A 23,306-nucleotide genomic window follows, 5' to 3' on the forward strand; every position below is an offset into this window, starting at 1 on the left:
TACGCCCTGACGGGCTAACCCGACCTACATATGTTGGGGCAATTTTTATTTGTCCGTGTTTTCCGTGTATTCCGTGGCGCTCTTGATCTGAGGAGCAATCTATGAAGGTACTGATCGTCGGCGGCGGCGGCCGCGAGCACGCCCTGGCCTGGAAGGCGGCGCAGTCGCCGCAGGTGGAGACGGTGTATGTCGCGCCGGGCAATGCCGGCACGGCGCGCGAGCCGGGGCTGGAGAACGTTGCCATCGGCGCCGAGGACATCCCGGCGCTGTTTCGTTTTGCCGCCGACAATGCCATCGATCTCACCATCGTCGGTCCGGAGGCGCCGCTGGTTGCCGGCATCGTCGATACCTTCCGCGACGCCGGCCTGAAGGTCTTCGGTCCCAGCCGCGACGCCGCCCGGCTGGAGGGCTCCAAGGCCTTCGCCAAGGACTTTCTGCAGCGCCACAACATCCCCACCGCGCACTACGGCGTGTTCACCGAGGTGAACGCGGCCATCCGCTACATCCATGACCGCGGCGCGCCCATCGTGGTCAAGGCCGACGGTCTGGCCGCGGGCAAGGGCGTGATCCTGGCACAGACCGCTGACGAGGCGACCCAGGCGGTGAAGGACATGCTGGCCGGCAACGCCTTCGGTGATGCCGGCCATCGGGTGGTGATCGAGGAGTTCCTGCAGGGTGAGGAGGCCAGCTTCATCTGCATGGTCGACGGCGAGCATGTGCTGCCCCTGGCCAGTTCCCAGGACCACAAGGCCGCCGGCGAGGGCGATACCGGTCCCAATACCGGCGGCATGGGCGCCTACTCGCCGGCGCCGGTGGTCACGCCCGAGATCCACGCACGCATCATGCAGGAGGTGATCGAGCCCACGGTACGAGGTCTGGCCCTGGAGGGCGCGCCCTACACCGGCTTCCTCTACGCCGGTGTGATGGTCGCCCCGGACGGCACCCCGAAGGTGCTGGAGTTCAATGTGCGCTTCGGCGATCCCGAGACCCAGCCGGTGCTGATGCGGCTGCAGTCCGACCTGGTCGAACTGTGCCTGGCCGGGGTCGGGGGGCGGCTGGATCAGGTCCGGGCCCAATGGGATTCCCGCGCCGCGCTGGGCGTGGTGATGGCCGCCGGCGGCTACCCCGGCAGCTACTCAAAGGGAGCGCCCATCGCCGGGCTGGAAGGTGAGGAGGAGGCCGGGGTGAAGGTCTTTCACGCCGGTACCGCCGAGCAGGACGGTGCGGTGGTGACCAGCGGTGGCCGGGTGCTGTGCGTCTGCGCCCTGGGGGAGAGCGTGGCCGAGGCCCAGCGTCGGGCCTACGAACGGGTGGATTCCATTACCTGGAAGGATGTGTATTTCCGGCGGGATATCGGCTTCCGCGCCGTTGGGCGCGGGGTTTGACGCGCTTCACACCGCCTTGGCGAACAAGGCGCGCGAAGGCCTCTTGATTTCAGAAAACTCTACAGACATCGTCATCCCGGCGCAGGCCGGGATCCAGCTGCGTAGGTCGGGTTAGCCCGTCAGGGCGTAACCCGACGCCGGACCAGAACCCTGTCGGGTTACGCTGCGCTAACCCGACCTACGTCACTATCCGTCATCCCCGCGCAGGCGGGGATCCAGATACCTCCGTGGTCACTGGATCCCGGCCTGCGCCGGGATGACGGATCGAGGGTACTGACAACTACTGCCCGGGTCTTCTCCTCAGCCCTCACTCTTCACTACCTCACCGCTTCATCGAATCGAAGAACTCGTTGTTGGTCTTGGTGTCCTTGAGCTTGTCGAGCAGGAACTCCATGGCGGCGAGCTCGTCCATCGGGTGCAGCAGCTTGCGCAGGATCCACATCTTCTGCAGCTCGTCGGGCTTGGTGAGCAGTTCCTCGCGACGGGTGCCGGAGCGGTTGATATTGATGGCGGGGTAGATGCGGCGCTCGGCGATCTTGCGGTCCAGGTGGATCTCCATGTTGCCGGTGCCCTTGAACTCCTCGTAGATCACGTCGTCCATGCGCGAGCCGGTGTCGATCAGGGCGGTGGCAATGATGGTCAGGGAGCCGCCTTCCTCGACATTGCGCGCGGCGCCGAAGAAGCGCTTGGGCCGGTGCAGGGCGTTGGCGTCCACGCCGCCGGTCAGCACCTTGCCGGAGGAGGGCACCACGGTGTTGTAGGCGCGCGCCAGGCGGGTGATGGAGTCCAGCAGAATGACCACGTCCTTCTTGTGCTCGACCAGACGCTTGGCCTTCTCGATCACCATCTCGGCGACCTGCACATGGCGGCTGGCCGGCTCGTCGAAGGTGCTGGATACCACCTCGCCGCGCACCGAGCGGTCCATCTCGGTGACCTCCTCGGGCCGTTCGTCGATCAGCAGTACGATCAGGTAGACGTCCGGGTAGTTGGTGGTGATGCTCTGGGCGATGTTCTGCAGCAGCATGGTCTTGCCCGCCTTGGGCGGGGAGACGATCAGCCCGCGCTGGCCCTTGCCGATGGGGGCGGCCAGGTCGATCACCCGCGGGGTGATGTCCTCGGTGCTGCCGTTGCCGATCTCCAGGCCCAGCCGTTCGGTCGGATGCAGCGGGGTGAGGTTCTCGAACAGCACCTTGTTGCGGGCGTTCTCCGGCGGCTCGAAGTTGATCTCGCTGACCTTGAGCAGGGCGAAGTAGCGTTCGCCCTCCTTGGGCGGGCGGATCTTGCCGGAGATGGTGTCGCCGGTGCGCAGGTTGAAGCGCCGGATCTGGCTGGGCGAGACATAGATGTCGTCGGGCCCGGCCAGATAGGAACTGTCGGCGGAGCGCAGGAAGCCGAAGCCGTCCTGCAGTATCTCCAGCACCCCGTCGCCGTAGATGGCCTCGCCGTTCTTGGCGTGGGCCTTGAGGATGGCAAAGATGATGTCCTGCTTGCGTGAGCGGGCCATGTTCTCGATGCCGATTTCCTGGGCAATATCAACGATTTCAGCGGCGGGTTTCTTCTTGAGATCGGTCAGGTTCATGTTTGTTACGGACGCAGTGGGTTTACGGGATGGATAGCACGACCAGGATCCGGCAGGGGTGCGGAGCTGAGGTGCGTCGTCAAATTAAAGCTTACAGGGGGGGCCGGTGAGGGCCGAGGAGCTATGGAGTTTGCTTTATCCGGTTAATCTAGCATGCCGTTCGGCGGCCGTCCAGCCTTTGCGGACGACCGCCGGCACGTTCAGATGTTGCTGTCGATGAAGGCCGTCAGCTGCGACTTGGAGACCGCGCCGACCTTGGTGGCCTCGACATTGCCGTCCTTGAACAGCATCAGCGTGGGGATGCCCCGGATGCCGTACTTGGGCGGCGTCTGCGGGTTCTCGTCGATGTTGAGCTTGGCGACCTTGATCTTGCCGGCGTACTCATCGGCGAGTTCGTCCAGGATCGGGGCGATCATCTTGCACGGGCCGCACCAGTCGGCCCAGTAGTCGACCAGGACCGGCTCGGAAGACTGCAGCACTTCCTGGTCGAAGGATGAATCTGTCACATACATGATGCGATCACTCACGGTTGTCGAACCTCCTGCTGTGCCTTGCCTGCATGCCAGAAAACCATTTCGGATCAGTGGAAGCGGACCGGGAACCCCCGGTTCTGGATGTGGAAGGCGCGGTGTGTTGTCGGATTTGCGGGATCTCGGGCCGCGCGTGCGGCGACCGGTCTGGATCGTGCCCGCCATTTCAGCGAAAAGCCCCGCGCATTGCAAGCCCCGGCGCCTGCCGTGCGGGCTGCTCGCCGCCGTTAAAATAGGTTATGCTAGGCCGTCATGACACAAGAAACTGAGAACACAACCCTTTTTTCCTCCCTGAACCTGTCGCCGGCAGTCCTGCAAGGTATTGAAGAGGCAGGTTTTACGAGTTGCACCCCGATCCAGGCCCGGGCTCTGCCGCCCCTGCTGGCCGGGCGCGACGTGGCCGGGCAGGCCCAGACCGGGACCGGCAAGACCGCCGCTTTTCTGGTGGCGGTGTTCGAACATCTGCTGCGGCATCCGCCGGCGGATGAACGTAGGCCGAACCAGGTCAGGGCACTGATCCTGGCGCCGACACGTGAGTTGGCGGTGCAGATCTACAATGACGCCGTCACACTCGGGAAACACACCGGGCTTACCTTCGCCGCCGTCTATGGCGGCACCGGCTACGAGGAACAGGCACAGCGCCTGCGCGAGGGGGTGGATGTGCTGATCGGCACGCCGGGACGCACCATCGATTACTTCAAGCAGCACCTGTTCGACCTGCGCCATGCCCAGGCCGTGGTGCTGGACGAGGCCGACCGCATGTTCGACCTCGGCTTCATCAAGGATGTGCGCTATCTGCTGCGCCGTTGCCCGCCCCCGGAGCAGCGCCTGGGACTGCTGTTCTCCGCCACCCTGTCCTGGCGGGTGACGGAACTGGCCTATGAGCACATGAACGATCCCGGGATCATCCGGGTCGAGCCCGAGCAGGTCACCGCTGAGAAGGTGCGCCAGGTGCTGTATCACACCGCCAACGCGGAGAAGATCCCGCTGCTGATCGGACTGCTCAAGCGGATGGACGCGCACCGCACCATCGTGTTCGTCAACACCAAGCACCAGGCCGAGCGGGTCTGGGGCTATCTGGAGGGCAACGGCATCAAGGCCGCCATCCTCTCCGGCGACGTGCCGCAGAACAAGCGCCTGCGGCTGCTGCAGCAGTTCCAGTCCGGCGAACTGCCGGTGATGGTCGGCACCGACGTGGCTGCGCGCGGGCTGCACATTCCGGATGTGAGCCATGTGATCAACTTCGACCTGCCGCAGGAGGCCGAGGATTATGTGCATCGCATCGGCCGCACGGCGCGGGCCGGGGCCGAGGGTGATGCCATCAGCTTCGCCTGCGAGAACTACGTCTATTCGCTGCCGGAGATAGAGGACTACATCGGCTACAAACTGCCGGTGGAGGCGGTCGACGAGTCCCTGCTCGGCGAGGTGCAGCCGCCGGTGCGGCGGGAGCGCCGCAAGCGCCCGCCCGGCGGTGGCGGGCGCGGCCGTGGCGGCGGCGGACGGCCGCACGGCGAAGGCGGTCGGCAACGGCAGGGCAGACGCGGCAGCGGACGCCGGCAGGACTGAATCCGGACAGAGACAGCGATGCATACCACCTGGCAAGACTGGCTGGCAACGCAGCAGGCCCGCACCGGCGCGCGCCTGCTGACCCTCGCGTTGGTCGTACTGGTAATCTATCAGTTGGCGCGCCTGACCTGGCAGCTGGTGCCGGCGCCGGACGTACCGCCCGCGCCGGCGACACCGGCAAACGTGGTTCCGTCCGCGCCGGCGGCCCCGGAGCGGGACCGGCCGTCGGCGGCGAACATTGCCGGCTGGCACCTGTTCGGCCAGGCCGATCCGGGCACAGGACCGGGAGTCGGCGGCGGCCGGGCCGCGCCCATCGATGCCCCCGAGACCCGCCTGAACCTGACCCTGCGCGGCCTGTTCGCCACCGAGGATCCCGAACGGGCCCGGGCCATCATCGCCGCACCCAATGGCGAGGAACGCAGCTACCGGGTCGAGGACGAACTGCCGGGCGGCGCCGAACTGAGCGCCATTTACGCCGATCGCATCATTCTGCAGCGCAACGGGCGCTACGAGACGCTGCGCCTGCCGCGCGAGTCGCTGGAGGGCGGCGCGGCAACCGGCGGGGGGCGCAGCGGCAATCTGAACCCGCGTGCCGGTGAGATCCTGGCCGAGTACCGCGGGATGCTGGAGACCAATCCGCGTGCGTTGGCTGACCTGATGCGGCCGGTGCCGGTCAGCGAGAACAACCGGTTCGTCGGATTCCGGTTGTATCCGGGCAACCGGCCGGAGTTGTTCCAGCAGCTGGGCCTGCGTCCCGGGGATCTGGTCACCCGGGTCAACGGTGTGGAACTGGACAGCGCGACCAGGGCCGCAGAGGTGCTGCAGCAGCTGCGCGACAGCCAGCAGGTCAGCGTGCAGCTGCGGCGCGGCAACCAGCTACTGGACTTGGCGTTTTCACTGCCCTGAGTGTAGGCTGGGGCAAGTTTTGGGGAATGAGTCTTGATCGATAACAAGCACAGCGCAAGCACTATGCGAGGCCTGAGGGGGATGCTGCAGCGGCTGCTGTTGATACTGATGCTCGGCGCGGCCCAGACCGCCTGGTCCCAGACCGTCACGCTCAATCTCAAGGACGCCGACATCAGCGCCCTGATCGGTACCGTGGCCGAGGTCACGGGGAAGAACTTCATTGTGGATCCCCGGGTCAAGGGTCAGGTCACGGTGATTTCCTCGCGGCCGATGGACACCCGCGAGGTCTATCAGGTGTTTCTCTCCATCCTCAAGGTGCACGGCTTCGCCGCCGTGCCCAGCGGCGAGGTGATCAAGATCGTCCCTGACGTGAATGCCAAGCAGGAGGGTATTCCCACCGTCAGCGACGAACGCCCCGGACAGGGTGATGAGATGGTCACCCGGGTGGTGCAGGTGCAGAACGTCACCGCCGCCCAGCTGGTGCCGATCCTGCGTCCGCTGGTGCCGCAGCAGGGTCACCTGGCGGCCTATCCCTCCACCAATGTCCTGATCATTTCCGACCGGGCCGACAACGTCGAGCGCATGGTCGATATCATCCGCCGCATCGACCGCGAAAGCGAAGGCGAGGTCGAGGTGGTGCGGCTGGAGCACGCCTCGGCCGCCGAGGTGGTGCGGATCCTGAACTCCATGCGCCAGGGCCAGCCGGGACAGCCCGTGGATCAGGGCCGGGGCGGCAGCACGCTGGCCGCCGATGAGCGCACCAACAGTGTGCTGCTCGGCGGTGAGCGCACCGAGCGCCTGCGTCTGCGCGCCATCATCGCGCACCTGGATACCCCGCTGGAGCGCGGCGGCAACACCCACGTGGTGTATCTGAAGTACGCCAAGGCCGAGGACCTGGTCGAGGTGCTGACCGGTGTGAGCACTCAGATCGAGGAGGAGCAGAAGGGCGGCGGCCAGCAGGCGGCGCAACGGGCCGGCACCAACATCCAGGCCGATCAGGCCTCCAACGCCCTGGTGATCACCGCGCCGCCGGACGTGTTCCGATCGCTGCAGGCAGTGATCCGGCAACTCGATATCCGCCGCGCCCAGGTGCTGGTCGAGGCGGTGATCGCCGAGATCAACGCCGACAAGGCCGCCGAACTGGGCGTGCAGTGGCGGGCCGCGCCGAACTCCAGCGAGGCCGGGGCCATCGGCGGTACCAACTTCGATATCACTACCCCCATCAACACGGTGGCGCAGAATCCGCTCGCCGCCGGCAACGGGTTGAGCATCGGCTACTTCGAAGGTACCACCGATTTCCTCGGCACCGAGATCCTCAATCTGGGCGCCCTGATCAAGGCCCTGGGCAGCGACAGCGAGTCCAATATCCTGTCCACCCCGACCCTGGTCACGCTGGACAACGAGGAGGCCGAGATCGTGGTGGCGCAGAACGTGCCCTTCATCACCGGTCAGTTCACCAATACCGGCGCGACCTCGGGCGCCACGAATCCCTTCCAGACCATCGAGCGCCAGGATGTGGGCCTGACCCTGCGGGTCACGCCGCAGATCAACGAGGGCGACGCCATCAAGCTGGAGATCGAGCAGGAAAGCTCCAGCGTGGCCGAGACGGCCGTCTCCGGCGCCTCGGACATCGTCACCAACAAGCGTTCCATCAAGACCAGTGTCATGGTGGCCGACCGCCAGGTGGTGGTGTTGGGCGGTCTGATCAGCGACGAGTTGAGCGAGTCGGTGCAGAAGATCCCGCTGCTGGGCGACATCCCGCTGCTCGGCAATCTGTTCAAGGCCCAGTCGACCAAGAAGACCAAGCAGAACCTGATGGTGTTCCTGCGGCCGGTGATCCTGCGCGATGCCGCCACCGAGAATGCGGTCAGCGCCGGCAAGTACAATTTCATGCGCGCCAAACAGCTGGAGAAGCGCGAGCGCGGGGTGAATCTGATGCGCGGCGACGATACGCCGCTGCTGCCGGAGATGGGCGGGTCCTTCGCTCCCGGCGCCACGGCGCCTGTCCTGCCGCCGCCGGCGCCCGAGGCGGGCGAGTCCGGTGATTCCGGGGCCGACACCGGTACGGAATTCGAGCTCGAATAGCATGACGATGGAGGACCCGGCGCAGGTGATGCAGGAGGCGGCCGAATCGGCCGAGCCGGCACTGCCCGGCTTTGCCTTCGCCAAGCGGCACGGGATACTGGTCGAGCGGGTCGAGGCCGGCCGGGCGCGGGTCAAGTGCCGGCCCGATGCCCGGCCGGCGGCGCTGGCTGAACTGCGTCGCCACCTGCAGCTGCCCCTCATCCTGGAAGAGGTGCCGGCCGAGCAGTTCGACGGCCTGCTGGCCGCCGCCTACGAGCAGGGCTCCAGCCGCACCATGCTGGCGATGGAGGATCTCGGCGACGAGTCCGACCTCAACAGCATCGCCGAGCAGCTGCCCGAGCCCGAGGATCTGCTGGAGAGCGAGGACGACGCGCCCATCATCCGGCTGATCAACGCCATCCTCACCGAGGCGGTGAAGGAAAACGCCTCCGACATCCACATCGAGACCTACGAGAACCGGCTGGTGGTGCGCTTCCGCGTCGACGGCGTGCTGCGCGAGGTGCTGCAGCCGCAGCGGGTGCTGGCACCGCTGATCGTCTCCCGCATCAAGGTCATGGCCAAGCTCGACATCGCCGAGAAGCGCCTGCCGCAGGACGGGCGCATTTCGCTGCGCATCGCCGGCCGGCCGGTGGACGTGCGCGTCTCCACCCTGCCGTCGGGGCACGGCGAGCGGGTGGTGATGCGCCTGCTGGACAAGCAGGCCGGGCGCCTGGACCTGAAGCACCTGGGCATGGATCCGGCCACCCGCGAGGTCATGGACCGCATCATCAAGCGCCCGCACGGCATCATCCTGGTCACCGGCCCGACCGGCTCGGGCAAGACCACCACCCTGTATGCCGTGCTGTCGGCCCTGAACGATCGCAGCCGCAACATCCTCACGGTGGAGGATCCGATCGAATACTACCTGGACGGCATCGGCCAGACCCAGGTCAGCACCAAGGTGGACATGAGCTTCGCCCGCGGCCTGCGCGCCATCCTGCGCCAGGATCCGGACGTGGTGATGGTGGGCGAGATCCGCGACCTGGAAACCGCCGAGATCGCCGTGCAGGCCAGCCTGACCGGTCACCTGGTGCTCTCCACCCTGCACACCAACAGCGCCGTCGGCGCCGTCACCCGCCTGCGCGACATGGGCGTGGAGCCGTTCCTGGTCGCCTCCAGCCTGGTCGGCGTACTGGCACAGCGGCTGGTGCGGGTGCTGTGTCACGAATGCAGGGTGCCCTATACCGCCAACGAGGCCGATTGCCGGGCGCTGGAGGTCGATGCCGCGCAGCCGCCGACCCTGTACCGGGCCACCGGCTGTGCCGCCTGCAACCAGCTCGGTTACCAGGGCCGCACCGGCATCTACGAGTTGCTCGAGGTCGACGAGCACATGGCGCAGATGGTCCATGACGGCGCCGGCGAGCACGAGATCGAGCGCTATGTGCGGGCCCGCGCGCCCAGCCTGCGCCAGGATGGCGCCCGCCTGGTGCTGGAAGGTCGGACCACGCTGGAAGAGGTGCTGCGGGTGACGCGTGAGGATTAGTGCCTGGACCCGGCATCGGAAATGTTGGCGATAACCCCCTGAGGATACCGTCATTCCCGCGCAGGCGGGAATCCAGTGACCGCAGCGGTGCCTGGATCCCGGCCGGAGCCTGTGCCGGCGCAGGCCGGTACCGGGATGACGTAACACGGGGGAGGTTCATGTAGATCTGTATCCTGACTCCTGAGTAATAATGCCCGCATTCGAATACACCGCACTGGATATCAAAGGCCGCGAACGCCGCGGCGTGCTGGAGGGCGATACCGCCCGCCAGGTGCGCCAGCAGCTGCGCGAGCGCCAGCTCACGCCCATGGCGGTGGAGCCGGTGGCGCAGGAGGAATCCAGTCGCGGCCGGCCGCGTGGCCTGGGGCTGCGCCGCGGGGCCAGCGCGACCGATCTGGCCCTGCTCACCCGCCAACTCGCCACCCTGGTGCGCTCCGGTACCCCGCTGGAGGAATCCCTGCGGGCGGTGGCCCAGCAGACGGAGAAGCCGCGGCTGGGCAACCTGCTGCTGGCCGTGCGCGCACGGGTCATGGAGGGCCACAGCCTGGCTGGCGGCCTGAGTGATTTTCCGCACGTCTTCCCCGAACTCTACCGTGCCACCGTGGCGGCCGGCGAACAGTCGGGTCATCTGGACCTGGTGCTGGAACGCCTGGCCGACTACACCGAGGCGCGTCAGCAGATGCGCTCGAAGATCCAGATGGCGCTGTTCTATCCGGTGATGCTGACCGTCATGGCCCTGACCGTGGTCGGGCTGCTGCTGGTCTACGTGGTGCCGCAGGTGGTGCAGGTGTTCGACAACATCGGCCAGACGCTGCCGCTGCTGACGCGGATCCTGATCGCCATCAGCGACTTCTTCCAGCACTGGGGCTGGCTGGTGCTGATCCTGCTGGTGCTGGGCGTGATCGGCGGCGGCTGGCTGTTCCGCCAACCCGGGCCGCGGCGCCGGCTGCACCGGCTGTACCTGTCGCTGCCGCTGATCTCGCGCCTGGTCAAGGGCGTGAACACGGCACGCTTCGCGCGCACGCTCAGCATCCTGGTCAGCAGCGGCGTGCCGGTGCTGGAAGGGCTGCGCATCGCCGGCCAGGTCATCGTCAACGAGCCCATGCGCGAGGCGGTGGAAGAGGCCGCGCGGCGGGTGCGCGAGGGCTCCAGCATCCAGGCCGCCATGCAGCGCAGCGGTTACTTCCCGCCCATGACCCTGCACCTGATCGCCAGCGGCGAGACCAGCGGCCAGCTCGAAGCCATGCTGGAACGCGCCGCCATCAGTCAGGAACGCGAGGTGGAAACCCTGATCGGGACCATCATGGCCCTGTTCGAGCCGCTGCTGATCGTGCTCATGGGCGTGCTGGTGCTGCTGATCGTGCTCGCCATCCTGCTGCCCATCTTCGATCTCAACCAGATGGTGCGCTGAAATGCGCAAATCCTTCACCACCAAGGACACGAAGAACACAAAAATACGATATACGTCATCCCGGCGCAGGCCGGGATCCAGATACCACCGCGGTTACTGGATTCCGGCCTGCGCCGGAATGACGATTCAAAGGGCCGGGTAGCTCAGTGAGCACCATTCATATCCCTTTGTGCTCTTCGTGTCCTTGGTGGTGAATCCTTTCCGAGTGAAGACATCCGTCCCATGCGCTGGCAACGCCTGACCCGCTCGCTGCGGCATTCCAATTACCGGATCTATTTCTTCGGCCAGCTGGTCTCGCTCAACGGGACCTGGATGCAGAACGTGGCCCAGGCCTGGCTGGTGTACCGGCTGACCGAGTCCAGCTTCATGCTCGGGCTGGTGAGCTTTCTCAGCCTGGCGCCGGTGCTGGTGTTCGGCCTGTTCGGCGGCGTGATTGCCGACCGACTGCCGCGGTTCCGGCTGTTTCTGGGCGCGCAGGTACTGGCCTGCCTGCAGGCGCTGACCCTGGGGCTGCTGACCGTGACCGGCCTGGTGACGGTGGAGTGGATCATGCTGCTGGCGCTGCTGCTGGGCCTGGTGCATGCAGTCGAGATCCCGGCCCGGCACACCCTGGTCGCCATGCTGGTGGCGAAGGAGGATCTGCACAATGCGGTCGCGCTCAATTCCAGCACCTTCAACTTCGCCCGCTTCCTCGGACCGATGCTGGCGGGCTGGCTGATCGCCCTGTGGGGCGAGGGCCCGGTGATCCTGCTCAATGCCCTGTCCTTCCTGGCCGTGATCCTGGCCATCCTGCGCATCCGCGTGCCGGTCACGCCCGAGAAGCTGGAGCGGCGTCAGGAAGGCATCTGGGACGGGTTGAGGTTCGCCTGGCAGCGGCCCGACCTGCGCTACGCCCTGATGATCGTCGGCGCGGTCAGCCTGTTCGCCAATCCCTACCTGGTGCTGATGCCGGTGTTCGCCCGCGAGGTCTATGGCGGCGGCTCCGACCTGCTCGGACTGCTGGTCGGCGTGGCCGGACTGGGCGCACTGGCCGGCGCCCTGCGGCTGGCCCAGCGGGAAAAGGGCGAGGGGCTGGAGCGACTGATTGCCGGTGCCGGCCTGCTGCTGGCCGCTGCCCTGATGCTGTTCGCCTACATGCCCTGGGTCGGCGGCGCGCTGGCGCTGGTGGTGGTGACCGGCTACGCCATCACCACGCTGGTGGCGTCCACCAATACCTTCCTGCAGCTGTCGGCGCCGGACAATCTGCGCGGCCGGGTGATGTCGCTGTTCTCGGTGGTCTTCATCGGCATGTCACCGGTCGGCAACCTGCTCGCCGGCGCTCTGGCCGAGGGCCTGGGCGTGCAACTCACTGTGTTGCTGCTGGGGGCGGTATGCCTGGGGTTCGCCCTGTATTACCGCGGCTATCTGGGCCGCCGGCGCGAGGCGTGATGACGGGGGAAGACCGGACTCAGAGGGGCCGCTGGCGGACGCGCGCCGTGGAGCGGCGTTCCTGACCATCCGTGAAAAATATCGACTTGAAAATCAGGGGCTTTTGGCGGGCCTGTCCGGGCCCGTGGATCGATTCACTTTTATTTCAATGGGTTGAACCTGTTTTTGGTGCGTGCCCCAGTGCGTGTCAATTTGACGTCACTGGTATATACTCCCGGGAAAATCCCGGGTGCAGGGCGGCAACCGCCGTCTGTCCCTTCGAATAATTCAAAAAGTGGGAGTCGAATCATGTCCGGTTCAGGCCTGTTCTTTCCGTCATTCATCCAGGGCGCTGGTCGCCGCGCCGGTCTCCTGTCCACCGCGCTGCTATCCGCCCTGCTGTTGCTCCCCCTGACCGGCCAGGCTGCGGACAACTGTCCCATGCTGCCGGCGTCCGATCAGCTCGACAGCGACCAGGACGGCGTGGGGGATGCCTGCGACAACTGCCTGCTGGTGGCCAATCCCGATCAGATCGATACCGATGCCGATGGCTACGGCAATATGTGCGATCCCGATTTCAACAATGATGGGGCAATCAATTTTGCCGATCTGGCTTACATGAAGTCCAGATTTTTTACTGCCGATCCAGAGAGTGATCTGAATGGGGATGGGGCAGTCAACTTTGCCGATCTGGCTTTGCTGAAATCAATGTTCTTCCAGATGCCAGGTCCGACCGGCTGGACGCCGGCGCTGACCAACACTGCGCCCCTGGCCGCGGCGGGGCCCGACACCACGGCATACCCCGGCGAATATGTCGTGCTGGACGGACGCGGATCCTATGACGACGATGGCGACGTGCTGCATTACCACTGGACGCTGGCGGCAGCACCCTCGGGCAGCGCGGCCCAGTTGCTGGATGCCTGGAGCGATCAGGCCAGTCTGGTGCCGGACCTGCACGGCACCTACCGGATTGAACTCACCGTCTATGACGGTGCCGGTGCGAGTGCCTCCGACAGTATCGAGATCACCACGCTCAATGCCCGGCCGGTGGCCCATGCCGGCAGCGATTTCAGCGTCACGCCGGGCGACACGGTGACGCTGGACGCCTCGGCCTCCTACGACCCCGACAGCGATGCCCTGAGCTACCAGTGGAGCCTGATCAGCCGGCCCGACGGCAGCCTGGCCATGCTCAGCGATCCGGCCGCGGTGATGCCGCAGTTCGTCGCCGACGTGGCGGGGGATTACCGGTTCAGCCTGGTGGTCAACGACGGCCAGCTGGACAGCGATCCGGACAGCATCACGGTCAGCGCCCTGCAGCCGAGCGGCGATCTGTTCATGGACATGCTGCAGCCGATGGAGGCAGGGACCTGGCAGCGCCTGAACCTGAACCGCTTCGACGACGTCTGGACCCCGGAGGATCAGCGGGTACAGCCGGAGTACTGCAACGGTTCCACCATCCCCGGCAGCCCGCGTGCCATCCTGCGCGCCTGGAGCTCCATGGCCTGGGATCCGAACCGGGGTGACCTGATCTTCTGGGGCGGCGGTCATGCCAACTATGCCGGCAACGAGGTGTATCGCTTCCGCACTTCCACCATGCGCTGGGAGCGCGCCTCGCTGCCCAGCGACATCGTCTGCCAGCCGCTGGGTATAGGGGACTATCACTACGAGGCCATCGACGGGGTGTTCAATGCCCCCATCTCCTCGCATACCTACGACAACTCGGACTACCTGCCGGTGGCCGACCGGTTCGTGACCTTCGGCGGCGCGGCCTATGGCAGCGGCAACTTCGTCAAGCTGGTGGATGACGAACTGGTCAAGACCGGTCCCTATTTCTGGGATCCCAGCCTGGCCGATGCGGACAAGGTGGGCGGCACCACCGGCTCGCAGGTCAAGCCGGAGGTGTATACCCAGGTCGAGGGCGGCCGGATGTGGGAGAACCGTGACAGCCTCATCACCGGTTCGACCAGTCAGCTCAGCATCGACCTGCTGCAGAAGACCTTCATCAACGGCACCTCCGATGTGGTGGTGCAGAACGGCATCGACGTAATCTATTTCAATACCGGCGCGGGGGTGTGGAAGTACAGTGTCCATGATCCGGACGATGCCGGTCAGGACGTGCTGGATCTGGTGGGTACCCGCGGTGTGGGGGATATCTGGAGCCGTCAGGGTGCCGGTGCCTACGATCCGCTGCGCAACATCTATGTGCGCACGGCGGGCGAGGGCTTCTGGTTCTGGGATCTGAACCAGGCCGGGCCGGACAACCCGCCGGTGCAGTTCGAGCCGGTGTTCCTCGATGCGGGCTATCCGACCGGACGCCTGGAGCGTGACGACTTCGGCCTGGACTATGACCCGGTCCGCGACCGTTACCTGCTCTGGAACGGCTACGCCGATGTCTGGATCCTGATTCCGCCCAACCAGGCCAGCAGCGCCGGCTGGAGCATGATGAAGGCGCCCAACACCGCCGCCAGTCCCGAAGTGCCCACCGCCGGTCCCTTCCGCGGCATCCTGGGCAAGTGGGAGTACATCCCCGAGTACGACGTGTACCTGGGGGTGAACCACAACATCGACGAGGGCCGGATCTGGGTCTACAAGCCGCTGAACTGGGCGCCGAGCCGCTGAGCCGTGATATAACAACGGTAAGATGAAATATCTGTAGATACCGCCTCGGTCGTCGAACGGAATTCACCAGTGCCCGTCATCCCGGCGCATGCCGGGATGACGGGTGGCAGGCAAAAACCGGATGACATCCGGACTCACTGGTGATGGCTCTTCCCATCAGCCTGTAGGTCAGGTCAGCGCAGCGTAACCCGACCTACATCACTGCTGCGGCCGGACCAGTTGCGCCGGATCCAGCAAGGCGTCCAGTTCCGCCTCCGACAGGTCGGTCATCTCCCTTGCCACGTCCTTCACTGCCCGGCCCTCGGCGTAGGCCCGCTTGGCGATCTCGGCGCCCTTCTCGTAGCCGATGCGTTCGTTCAGCGCGGTGACCAGCACCGGGTTGCGGTCCAGGGCGGCGCGGATGTGGTCGGCGTTCACCCTGAAATCCGCAACGGCCTTGTCCGCCAGTACGCGGGCGCTGTTGGCCAGCAGTTCGATGCTCTGCAGCAGGTTCAGGGCGATCACCGGCAGCATGGTGTTGAGCTGGAAGCTGCCCCACTGACCGCCGCAGGCGATGGTGGCATCGTTGCCCGTGATCTGGGCCGCAGCCATGATCACCGCCTCGCTGATCACCGGATTGACCTTGCCGGGCATGATGCTGCTGCCGGGCTGCAGCGCGGGCAGGCTGATCTCGCCCAGACCGGTGAGCGGGCCGCTGTTCATCCAGCGCAGGTCGTTGGCGATCTTGAGCAGGGCGCCGGCCGCGCCCCGCAACTGGCCGCTCAGTTCGACCGCCGTATCCTGGCAGGACAGGGCCTCGAAGAAATCCTCCGCCGGACGGAAGGGGATGCCGGTCGCAGCAGCGAGTTGTTCGCAGAAGCGGGCGGCGAAATCGGGATGGGCGTTGATGCCGGTGCCCACGGCGGTACCGCCCTGGGCCAGCCGCTCCAGCCGCGGCAGGGTGTCACCGATGCGCCGCCCGCTGCTCCGGATCTGTTGCGCCCAACCGCCCAGTTCCTGTGCGAAGCTGACCGGCATGGCGTCCATCAGGTGGGTGCGGCCGGTCTTGACGATGCCCTCCAGCGAGCGCGCCTTGTCCTCGATGGTGGTGGCCAGATGCTCCAGCGCCGGCAGCAGCCGCTGCTCAACCGCCAGTCGGGCGCTGACATGGATGGCGGTGGGGATGACGTCGTTGCTGCTCTGACCGCGGTTGACGTGATCGTTGGGATGGATGCGGGTGCCGGCGCGCTCGCTCGCAAGACGGGCGATGACCTCGTTGGCGTTCATGTTGGTGCTGGTGCCGGAGCCGGTCTGAAACACGTCGATGGGGAACTGGTCGTCATGCGCGCCGGCGGCGACCGTGTCCGCAGCGGCGGCGATGGCGTCGGCGATGGCCGGTTCCAGCTGACCCAGTTCGGCATTGGCGCGGGCCGCACAGGCCTTGATGCGGCCGAGGGCATGGATGAAGTCCGGCGGCATCCGCAGCCCGCTGATGGGGAAGTTGTCCACCGCGCGCTGGGTCTGGGCGCCGTACAGGGCGTCGGCCGGGACGGCCACCTCGCCCATGCTGTCGCGTTCGGTGCGGAAGCCTGATTGATCTGTCATGGTGTCGGTCCGTGCGTTGGTGGAATCCGGATCGCCTTGTTCAACGCAGAGACGCGGAGGCGCAGAGATCGCAGAGTTAATGAGATAATGAACATTATAAGATCTTCTTTGCGTCCTCTGCGCCTTCGCGTCTCTGCGTTAACCATATTCCGCATCCGGGTCCAGTACATCGGTCGGCGCCGGCAGCCGCACCACGCCGGTGTCGATGCTGCCGTCCGGCTGCAGCCGCAGCCAGCGCCAGCCCGGGGGGCCGGATCCAGGGCGAAGTCATCGCTGCCGGGCAGGAACTGGATGCAGGTGGAGGGAGAACCCAGCAGCCGCATGCCCTGCAACTCGGCGTCGTATTCCTGGTGGATATGGCCGCAGAGGATACCGCGGACCCGGCCGTGGCGCACGGCGCGGCGCAGCAGCTCGTCGCCGTTGTCGATGACCATGGTGTCCAGCCAGGCACTGCCGAGCGGGCGCGGGTGATGGTGGACGCAGATCAGCACGTGGCGGGCGTCGTGGCCGCGGATGCTGCGGTCCAGGGCGTCGAGCTCGGATTCGGCCAGGTGCCCCCCGGCGCTGCCCGGCAGGCTGGAGTCCAGGAACACCAGCAGCCAGGGGCCGACGCGCAGTGAACGGTTGCAGTGAAAGGTCTCGTCGTTGAGGTGCCGGCGCAGCTTCTCCACCTCGTCGTGGTTGCCCGGCAGGCAGAACACCGGCCGGCCCAGCCGCTGCAGGTGGCCGCGAAAACGGTCATAGGCCGCATCGGAGTCGTCATGCACCAGGTCGCCGGTGCTGAGCACGAATTCGAAGGGCGGGGCGGTGGCCAGTACCTGGTCGATGACCGCGCTCAGGCTGCGGTCGGTGCGCACCCCCTTCAGCCGGCCCCCGGGATCGGCATAGAGGTGGGTGTCGGTGATCTGCAGGAGATGAATGCTGTCCGTTTCCGTCATTTTTCGAAGTTAAAGATTAAAGAATCACCACAAAGGACACGAAGTTACACAATCATTGCATAATTTCCAGTGGCATGATCATTTCGTCATTCCCGCGCAGGCGGGGATGACGGGAAGGGGGCTTGCCCTTCTACTTCGTGTTCTCTGTGTCCTTCGTGGCGAATCTTTTCCTGCTGCAGGATCCGGCGCCCTCACAGGGCCTTGAAGAACACCTTGGAGTTGCGCTGGAAGTTGTAGAGATCGCGCCGCTTCATCGGCAGCTTGGCCACCTCGCCCTGCAGAAAGCCGCGTTCCTGGAACCAGTGCGCGGTGCGGGTGGTGAGCACGAACAGCGTGATCAGCCCCAGCCCTTTGGCCTGGTGCTCGATGGATTCCAGCAGCTGGTCACCGCGGCCCTCCCTGCGGTAGTCCGGATGCACTGCCAGGCAGGCCAGTTCGCCCATGGCCTCGTCCGGGTAGGGGTAGAGGGCGGCGCATGCGATGATCATGCCGTCGCGCTCGACCACGATGAAGCGTTCGATCTCCATCTCCAGCCGCTCACGCGAGCGCCGCACCATGACGCCCTCGGCTTCCAGCGGCGCGATCAGTTCCAGGATGCCGCCGACGTCGTTGATGCTCGCAGGCCGCAGCCCTTCATAGGTCTCGGCCGTGATCAAAGTGCCGACGCCGTCGCGGGTGAACAGCTCCTGCAGCAGGCCGCCCTCGATCCGCCGCGGGACCAGATGGGCCCGCCGCACGCCGCGTCTGCAGGCCTGCACGGCGCTGTCCAGATGCCGGCGCATGTCCTCGTCGAGCCGGCGCCGGGTCTCCAGCAGGCGGCCGGCGCCGGCGGGGGTGAGTTGACGCACCGGCTGCCGGCGGCTGTCGCGCAGGCCCTTGTCCTCGGTGATCAGGATCAGCTTGTCGGCCTGCAGTTCGATGGCCGCGGCGGTGGCGACCTCCTCGGCGTGCAGGTTGAACACCTCGCCGGTGGGCGAGTAGCCCAGCGGGGAGAGCAGCACCAGGTGCTGGTCGTCCAGGGCCTGGCGGATGGCGGCGCCGTCGATGCGCCGGATCTCGCCGGTGTGCTGGTAGTCGACGCCATCACGCACGCCCAGCGGCCGGGCGGTGACATGGTTGCCGGAGGTGACCCGGATGCGGGCACCGGACATGGGCGTGTTGGCCACCCCCATGGACAGGCGGGCCTCGATCTCGACCCGCACGCTGCCCACGGCCTGCTTGACCGCGACCAGGGCCTGGTCGTCGGTGATGCGCAGGCCGTGGGCGTAGCGGAACTCGGTCCGGCTCGCCTTGAGATGGGCCTCGATCTGGGGGCGTGCGCCGTGGACCAGCACCAGCCGGATGCCCAGGCTGTAGAGCAGGGCCAGGTCGTGGATGAGGCCGGCGTCGGCCACCGCCTCGCCGCCGAAGCCGATGACGAAGGTGCGGCCGCGGTGGCTGTGGATATAGGGGGCGGCGTGGCGGAAGGCCTGGGTGAAGGTGCATTCGTCTGGTTTGTTATTCGACACGGCTTGCCCTTGCTGCACGGTGTGGCGGTATAAATATCTGATTGATCCGTGAAGTGTAAAGCTTTCAGCGCGCCGGGGCGAGGCAGCAGCTGATGATGAACTGCTCCAGCAGGTCCAGGGTCGGGGCAATCCGCTCCAGGCCCAGGTACTCGTCCGGCTGGTGGGCCTGGTCGATGTCGCCGGGGCCGAGGATGACGGTCTGGGTGCCGAGCTGGTTGAAATAGGGGCCTTCCGTGCCGAAGGCGACCGCTTCGGCCGGTGCGCCGGTCAGGCGCTCGGCCAGCTGCACGATGGGCGCATCGGCCGGGGTTTCCATTGCCGGGGTGCCCTCGAACAGGGGGATGACATCAAGCTTCAGCGGGCTGTCGGCGAGCAGCCGTTCCAGACGGCTGCGCAGCTCGGTGCGCAGGTCATCCAGATTCATCCCGGGCAACGGGCGCAGGTCGATGTGCAGTTCGCATTCGCCGCAGATGCGGTTGGGATTGTCGCCGCCGTGGATGTGGCCCAGGTTCAGGGTGGGTACGGGTACCTTGAACAGCGGGTTGCGGTATTTCGCCTGCAGATCCTCGCGCCACCCCAGGATCTCGCCCAGTACCCGGTGCATGCCCTCCAGGGCGTTCACGCCCAGCGCCGGGTCGCTGGAGTGGCCGGACCGGCCGCGCAGGCGAATGGCCTCCATCAGGATGCCCTTGTGGGTGCGGATCGGGCGCAGCCCGGTCGGTTCGCCGATGATGGCGTGCCGCGCCCGCGGCCGGCCGCATTCCACCAGGGTGCGGGCGCCGAGCATGGAGCTTTCCTCGTCGGCGGTGGCGACGATGTACAGGGGCTCCTTGAGCGTTCGGGTGTGCAGTTCACGCGCGGCTTCCACGGCCAGGCCGAGGAAGGACTTCATGTCCGAGGTGCCGAGGCCGTACAGGCGATTGTCGGCCTCGGTGAGCCGGAAGGGATCGTGGGTCCACAGTTCCGGGTCGCAGGGCACGGTGTCGGTATGGCCGGCCAGCACCAGGCCGCCCTCGCCCGTGCCCAGCCGGGCGATCAGGTTGGCTTTGTCGGCATGCCCGGGCAGGGACTGCACCTCGACCGCAAAGCCCAGGTCATCCAGCCAGCTGGCCAGCAGTTCCACCACCCGCCGGTTGCCCTGGTCGAAGTCCGGGTTCACGCTGCTGATCGAGGGCGTGCCGATCAGGGCGGTGAGCATGTCCATGAGGTCGGGCGGGGAGGTGTGCATGGCTCCGATTCTCCGCCGCTGCCGGGGTTGATTCAAGCGTCGAGAAACATTCAACGCAGGGGCGCAGAGACGCGGAGGCCGCAGAGTCAATTATGCTCCGAACGGCTTGTCGTCGGCGGTAATCCCTCCCAGATCAGAGGTGCTTATAATTTTATGAATTCCTTCGCGATCCCCGCGTCTCTGCGCCCCTGCGCCCCTGCGTTGAGGTTTTCACCGCCATCGCTCTACCGCCCGAAAAGAATTGCTGGCGGTTGCCGGGGAACAGGCGATAATCGGCAGGGTCTTCCGGATCGAGTGACATGATACGCCCCGCTACACTGCAGGACATCGACGCCCTGGTTGCTATCGAGAACCGCTGTTTCGACAGCGATCGCCTGTCGCGGCGCCAGTTCCGTTATATGCTCACCCGGGCCAATGCCGCCACCCTGGTGACGACCGGGGATGTGGACCAGCTGCTGGGTTATGCGCTGGTGCTGTTCCATGCCGGTACCTCGCTGGCGCGGCTGTATTCCATTGCGGTGGATCCGGCGGCACGCGGCCGCGGCCTGGCGGAGACCCTGCTCACGGCGGCGGAGGTCGAGGCGACCGGTCGCGGCTGCGTGGACATGCGCCTGGAGGTGCGGCCTGACAATGCCGCCGCCATCGCCCTGTACGAGCGTCTCGGCTACCGTCGCTTCGGCACCTTCGATGACTACTACGAGGATCATATGGAAGCGCTACGCTATGAAAAGCGTTTGATCCCCAGCCTGCGGCCGGACATGGTGCGGGTGCCCTACTACGAGCAGACGTTGGATTTCACCTGCGGGCCGGCGGCCCTGATGATGGCGATGAAGTCGCTGGATGACACCATCGAACTCAGTCGTCGCACCGAAATCCGTATCTGGCGCGAGTCCACCACCGTATTCATGACCTCGGGGCACGGGGGCTGTGGCCCGCAGGGCCTGGCGCTGTCGGCCTATCACCGTGGCTTCGATGTGGACCTGTATCTGTCCTCGGCCGCGGCCATGTTCCTGGATTCGGTGCGCAGCGAGGAGAAGCGCGAGGTGATCCGGCTGGTCAACGAAGACTTCCTGGATGAGATCGAAACCCTGCCGATCCGGCTGTACGAGGCGCCGCTGTCGGTGGCTGAACTGCAGGCCGGCTTCGAGGCCGGCGGCATCCCGCTGGTGCTGATCAGTTCCTACCGCATCTACCGGGAGAAGTTTCCGCACTGGGTGGTGGTGACCGGGTTCGACGAAAGCTTCATTTACGTACACGATCCCTACGTGGATTACGAAAAGGGCAAGACCCGCATGGACTGCATCAACATGCCGATCCTGAAATCCGATTTCGAGCGGATGGCGCGTTATGGCAAGTCGGTGCAGCGGGCGGCGATTATGGTTAAGAGGCGTGAGGAGTGAGGGGTTGGAGTTGGAGTGGCGGGCCGTCCTCCCTTCAAGTCGTCATCCCGGCGCAGGCCGGGATGACGCATCGAAGGGGGTGGTAACCACTGCCCGGGTTTTCTCCTCACTCCTTACTCCTCACCCCTCACTTGATATAAAGAATCGTCATGGCCAAACATCTCATCGTCGTTGACCAGTTGAAGGACTGGCATCCGGAATTGCCGGAAGCCACGGTCATCAGTGTGGACGACTACCTGTCCGATCCGCGCTATCTGCAGATGCGTCAGGTGCAGGTGATCAACCTGTGCCGCAGCTACCGCTATCAGAGCGCGGGCTATTACTGTTCGCTGCTGGCCGAGGCGCGTGGGCACCGGGTGCTGCCCGCGGTGAATACCCTGCTGGATCTGAGCGCCCGTGCCATCTACAGCCTGCAGATGGAGGATCTGGAAGATGCAGTGGAGAAGACGCTGCGACGCCTGGAGCGCTCCGAGTCCGAAAGCTTTACCCTGGATATCTTCTTCGGCGAATGCATCCACCGCCAGCTGCGCAACCTGGCGCGTCAGCTGTTCGAGACCTTCCCCTGTCCGCTGCTGCAGGTGGCCTTTCAGTACCAGGGCGGCTGGCAGATCGCGGCCATCCGGCCGCTGGCCCTGAACCGGCTCGACCCGGAGCAGGTCGAGATGCTGGCCGCGGCCTTCACCCGCTACCAGAGCCGGCGTTGGCGCTCGCCGCGGGTGCGCGCCGCCAGCCGCTACGACCTGGCCATCCTGCACAACCCGGATGATCCGCTGCCGCCCTCGGATGCACGGGCGCTGAAGCAGTTCGTCAAGGCCGGCAAGAAGCTGGGGGTGGAAGTGGATCTCATCACCCGCCGCGATTATGCCCGGCTGGCCGAGTACGATGCCCTGTTCATCCGCGATACCACCCGGATCAATCACTATACCTTCCGTTTCGCCAAGAAGGCCGACAGCGAGGGCATGGTGGTGATCGACGATCCGGTTTCCATTATGCGCTGCACCAACAAGGTCTACCTGACCGAACTGCTGCAGGCCAACCGCCTGCCGACGCCGCTGACCCGCATCCTGCATAAGCGCGACGAGAAGCGGGTGGCCCAGATCGTCGAACACCAGTTCGATTACCCGGTGGTATTGAAGGTGCCGGACGGTTCCTTTTCGCTGGGCGTGTTCAAGGCCGGGGATCGCGGCGAACTGCAGCAGATATGTGCCCGCATGTTCCGCGACTCGGAACTGATCCTGGCCCAGGAATACCTGTACACCGAATTCGACTGGCGGGTGGGCATTCTCAATCGCACGCCGGTGTTCGTGTGCCAGTACTTCATGTCGCGCCAGCACTGGCAGATCGTCAACCACGGTCCCGGCGGGCGTTTCTCCGAGGGCGGCTATAAGGCCTGGCCGGTGGGGGAGGCGCCCGCGGAGGTGGTCTCGGTGGCGCTGCAGGCGGCCAACCTGATCGGCGACGGCCTGTACGGGGTGGACGTGAAGCAGAACGAGGGCGGCGTCTATGTCATCGAGGTCAACGACAATCCCAATCTCGAGGCCGGAGTGGAGGATGCCTTTCTCAAGGACGAACTCTACAGCCTGATCCTGCGCGAGTTCGTGCGGCGGCTGGACAGCCGGAAGCAGGGGGGAGTGTAGG

At 65.8% G+C, this 23,306-nt stretch carries 16 protein-coding genes; 10 read left to right on the forward strand and 6 right to left on the reverse strand.

All coding sequences use genetic code 11. The annotated features are described in order from the left end of the window. Window positions 1–101: 101 nt before the first annotated feature. Window positions 102–1,385 (forward strand): phosphoribosylamine--glycine ligase, encoded by a 1,284-nt coding sequence (gene purD / locus CFK21_RS03945; protein WP_096364968.1) that lies wholly within the window; start codon window positions 102–104, stop codon window positions 1,383–1,385. Between the two features lie 322 nt (window positions 1,386–1,707). Here the strand turns inward: purD and rho are convergent, their stop codons facing one another. Beyond that, entirely contained in the window at window positions 1,708–2,964 is a 1,257-nt protein-coding gene (gene rho / locus CFK21_RS03950) for a transcription termination factor Rho (RefSeq protein ID WP_096364970.1), read from the reverse strand. A 200-nt stretch (window positions 2,965–3,164) separates the two neighbouring features. Further along, window positions 3,165–3,491, reverse strand: coding sequence for a thioredoxin TrxA (gene trxA, locus CFK21_RS03955; protein ID WP_096364972.1), 327 nt, complete (start codon window positions 3,489–3,491; stop codon window positions 3,165–3,167). Between the two features lie 255 nt (window positions 3,492–3,746). Here trxA and CFK21_RS03960 point away from each other — a divergent pair, with 255 nt between their 5' ends. From CFK21_RS03960 to CFK21_RS03990, 7 genes are all read left to right on the forward strand, one after another. After that, window positions 3,747–5,060 (forward strand): DEAD/DEAH box helicase, encoded by a 1,314-nt coding sequence (locus CFK21_RS03960; RefSeq protein WP_096364974.1) that lies wholly within the window; start codon window positions 3,747–3,749, stop codon window positions 5,058–5,060. Window positions 5,061–5,078: 18 nt separating this feature from the next. After that, a complete protein-coding gene (gene gspC / locus CFK21_RS03965) occupies window positions 5,079–5,966 on the forward strand; it encodes a type II secretion system protein GspC (protein ID WP_096364976.1) in 888 nt (295 codons plus the stop codon). A 63-nt stretch (window positions 5,967–6,029) separates the two neighbouring features. Further along, complete coding sequence (gspD, locus tag CFK21_RS03970; protein WP_096364978.1) at window positions 6,030–8,051, forward strand: type II secretion system secretin GspD; 2,022 nt, start codon at window positions 6,030–6,032, stop codon at window positions 8,049–8,051. 1 nt (window position 8,052) lies between these two features. Continuing rightward, on the forward strand, window positions 8,053–9,573 hold the full coding sequence (gene gspE / locus CFK21_RS03975; RefSeq protein ID WP_096364980.1) for a type II secretion system ATPase GspE: 1,521 nt from the start codon (window positions 8,053–8,055) through the stop codon (window positions 9,571–9,573). A gap of 190 nt (window positions 9,574–9,763) precedes the next feature. Next, window positions 9,764–10,984 carry a type II secretion system inner membrane protein GspF gene (gene gspF, locus CFK21_RS03980; RefSeq protein ID WP_096364982.1) on the forward strand — a complete coding sequence of 407 codons (1,221 nt, stop codon included), beginning with the start codon at window positions 9,764–9,766 and terminating at the stop codon, window positions 10,982–10,984. Between the two features lie 222 nt (window positions 10,985–11,206). Beyond that, complete coding sequence (locus CFK21_RS03985; protein ID WP_096364984.1) at window positions 11,207–12,412, forward strand: MFS transporter; 1,206 nt, start codon at window positions 11,207–11,209, stop codon at window positions 12,410–12,412. 288 nt (window positions 12,413–12,700) lie between these two features. Beyond that, window positions 12,701–15,010, forward strand: a complete 2,310-nt coding sequence (locus CFK21_RS03990; protein WP_096364986.1) for a PKD domain-containing protein — start codon at window positions 12,701–12,703, stop codon at window positions 15,008–15,010. 198 nt (window positions 15,011–15,208) lie between these two features. Here CFK21_RS03990 and CFK21_RS03995 read toward each other — a convergent pair whose 3' ends face one another. The 4 genes from CFK21_RS03995 to argE all read right to left on the reverse strand — a co-directional run bounded on the left by CFK21_RS03995 (window position 15,209) and on the right by argE (window position 20,268). After that, window positions 15,209–16,594, reverse strand: a complete 1,386-nt coding sequence (locus CFK21_RS03995) for a class II fumarate hydratase (protein ID WP_096364988.1) — start codon at window positions 16,592–16,594, stop codon at window positions 15,209–15,211. Continuing rightward, window positions 16,591–17,532, reverse strand: a complete 942-nt coding sequence (locus tag CFK21_RS04000; RefSeq protein ID WP_096364990.1) for a metallophosphoesterase — start codon at window positions 17,530–17,532, stop codon at window positions 16,591–16,593. Before CFK21_RS04000 ends, CFK21_RS03995 begins: the two co-directional genes overlap by 4 nt. A gap of 191 nt (window positions 17,533–17,723) precedes the next feature. Beyond that, window positions 17,724–19,040 carry an amino-acid N-acetyltransferase gene (gene argA, locus CFK21_RS04005; RefSeq protein WP_096364992.1) on the reverse strand — a complete coding sequence of 439 codons (1,317 nt, stop codon included), beginning with the start codon at window positions 19,038–19,040 and terminating at the stop codon, window positions 17,724–17,726. A gap of 64 nt (window positions 19,041–19,104) precedes the next feature. Then, complete coding sequence (gene argE / locus CFK21_RS04010) at window positions 19,105–20,268, reverse strand: acetylornithine deacetylase (protein ID WP_096364994.1); 1,164 nt, start codon at window positions 20,266–20,268, stop codon at window positions 19,105–19,107. Between the two features lie 299 nt (window positions 20,269–20,567). Here argE and CFK21_RS04015 point away from each other — a divergent pair, with 299 nt between their 5' ends. Beyond that, window positions 20,568–21,668, forward strand: coding sequence for a GNAT family N-acetyltransferase/peptidase C39 family protein (locus CFK21_RS04015; protein ID WP_096364996.1), 1,101 nt, complete (start codon window positions 20,568–20,570; stop codon window positions 21,666–21,668). 149 nt (window positions 21,669–21,817) lie between these two features. Further along, window positions 21,818–23,305, forward strand: a complete 1,488-nt coding sequence (locus CFK21_RS04020; RefSeq protein WP_096364998.1) for a RimK family protein — start codon at window positions 21,818–21,820, stop codon at window positions 23,303–23,305. The last annotated feature ends 1 nt before the right edge of the window (window position 23,306 follow it).

It is taken from the genome of Thiohalobacter thiocyanaticus, from assembly GCF_002356355.1.
Lineage (GTDB): Bacteria > Pseudomonadota > Gammaproteobacteria > Thiohalobacterales > Thiohalobacteraceae > Thiohalobacter > Thiohalobacter thiocyanaticus_A.

What these genes read in the sequence shown, in the direction of transcription:
- CFK21_RS03960 (WP_096364974.1), top strand. Translation starts at nt 3,747, where the DNA reads ATGACACAAGAAACTGAGAACACAACCCTTTTTTCCTCCCTGAACCTG.
- CFK21_RS03990 (WP_096364986.1), top strand. Translation starts at nt 12,701, where the DNA reads ATGTCCGGTTCAGGCCTGTTCTTTCCGTCATTCATCCAGGGCGCTGGT.
- gspC (WP_096364976.1), top strand. Translation starts at nt 5,079, where the DNA reads ATGCATACCACCTGGCAAGACTGGCTGGCAACGCAGCAGGCCCGCACC.
- CFK21_RS04020 (WP_096364998.1), top strand. Translation starts at nt 21,818, where the DNA reads ATGGCCAAACATCTCATCGTCGTTGACCAGTTGAAGGACTGGCATCCG.
- argE (WP_096364994.1), bottom strand. Translation starts at nt 20,268, where the DNA reads ATGCACACCTCCCCGCCCGACCTCATGGACATGCTCACCGCCCTGATC.
- CFK21_RS04000 (WP_096364990.1), bottom strand. Translation starts at nt 17,532, where the DNA reads ATGACGGAAACGGACAGCATTCATCTCCTGCAGATCACCGACACCCAC.
- gspE (WP_096364980.1), top strand. Translation starts at nt 8,053, where the DNA reads ATGACGATGGAGGACCCGGCGCAGGTGATGCAGGAGGCGGCCGAATCG.
- rho (WP_096364970.1), bottom strand. Translation starts at nt 2,964, where the DNA reads ATGAACCTGACCGATCTCAAGAAGAAACCCGCCGCTGAAATCGTTGAT.
- gspF (WP_096364982.1), top strand. Translation starts at nt 9,764, where the DNA reads ATGCCCGCATTCGAATACACCGCACTGGATATCAAAGGCCGCGAACGC.
- gspD (WP_096364978.1), top strand. Translation starts at nt 6,030, where the DNA reads ATGCGAGGCCTGAGGGGGATGCTGCAGCGGCTGCTGTTGATACTGATG.
- CFK21_RS03995 (WP_096364988.1), bottom strand. Translation starts at nt 16,594, where the DNA reads ATGACAGATCAATCAGGCTTCCGCACCGAACGCGACAGCATGGGCGAG.
- purD (WP_096364968.1), top strand. Translation starts at nt 102, where the DNA reads ATGAAGGTACTGATCGTCGGCGGCGGCGGCCGCGAGCACGCCCTGGCC.
- CFK21_RS04015 (WP_096364996.1), top strand. Translation starts at nt 20,568, where the DNA reads ATGATACGCCCCGCTACACTGCAGGACATCGACGCCCTGGTTGCTATC.
- CFK21_RS03985 (WP_096364984.1), top strand. Translation starts at nt 11,207, where the DNA reads ATGCGCTGGCAACGCCTGACCCGCTCGCTGCGGCATTCCAATTACCGG.